Source organism: Shewanella sp. 10N.286.54.B9 (genome assembly GCF_041468565.1).
Taxonomy (GTDB): Bacteria; Pseudomonadota; Gammaproteobacteria; order Enterobacterales; family Shewanellaceae; genus Shewanella.
On record NZ_JBFRIY010000116.1, the window covers coordinates 1 to 918 of the forward strand.

Sequence of the window (918 nt, forward strand, 5' to 3'; positions counted from 1 at the left end):
AACTCCCACTGAACCCTGCACCTTCAAGTTGCACGGGTATATGTAGACTATATTACCGCTCAAGCCGCTGTATAAAGTAACAGGTCAGCTTTATCGACACATGAGCAGTGAAGATGCCTAAGGTCGCGCCGGCGACGAGGTCGCCTAAGTAATGATAATTTTGCCCTAACTGGCCTACAATTGCGCCTAGCATCGCCAATATCCACACGATTTTAAGCTGTGGGAAACGCCACCAAAACACGCTCACCAGTGCGTAAGTAAATAGAGCATGGCCCGAGGGAAATGAGTTGTAAGCTAGACCCTCTGCGAATGGGTGAAAGCCTTCAATGCCGTCGTTGATCCAAGAGGGATTGCTACCAGTGTCTGTATGAATCCATGTCTCTGGCCAAGTACGGCCAAAAATGAATTTGGCTCCAAGACGAAAGGTCGTCGCAAGGATTAAAGTTATGCCTAAGCTAAACGCAAGGCTTGAGAAGTGCTTTCGACCTTTTGAGGTCAAACAGCTGATGATGACCAAAGCCGAAAGTATTTCAAATAGCAGAGGCATTTGGCTTAAAGGCTTAAAAATATGGCTGGCGTGGCTGTTTTGATGCATCCAAGTGGCGATATTCCGGTCAAGAAACATGACGCTAAAAATAGTGAAGGATAAGGCTGCGAGATACAACCAAATAAAATTTTTCCAACTCACCTTAGGAGCAGTTTTTATTGGTAATGAACCATTCATCAAAGAGGACCTAATCATACTCATCAAGGGCTTAGGGTAATAATCTTTTATGTAATAAAGTTTAAATACTACAAGTTTAAAGCACAAGCTTACATTGTCCTGTCTAACGATATGGCAACTTTTAGTGGGATGTGTCGAATACTTTAATGGAAAGAGTGGATGCTCTTCATTCATTATGTAGTGGTCAACTAATA

General features: G+C 43.0%; 1 protein-coding gene. It reads right to left on the reverse strand.

All coding sequences use genetic code 11. The annotated features are described in order from the left end of the window. Positions 1-52: 52 nt before the first annotated feature. The gene (locus AB4135_RS22035) at positions 53-724 is read right to left on the reverse strand and encodes a phosphatase PAP2 family protein (protein WP_371995554.1); all 672 of its coding nucleotides are present in this window, start codon (positions 722-724) and stop codon (positions 53-55) included. Positions 725-918 lie beyond the last annotated feature (194 nt).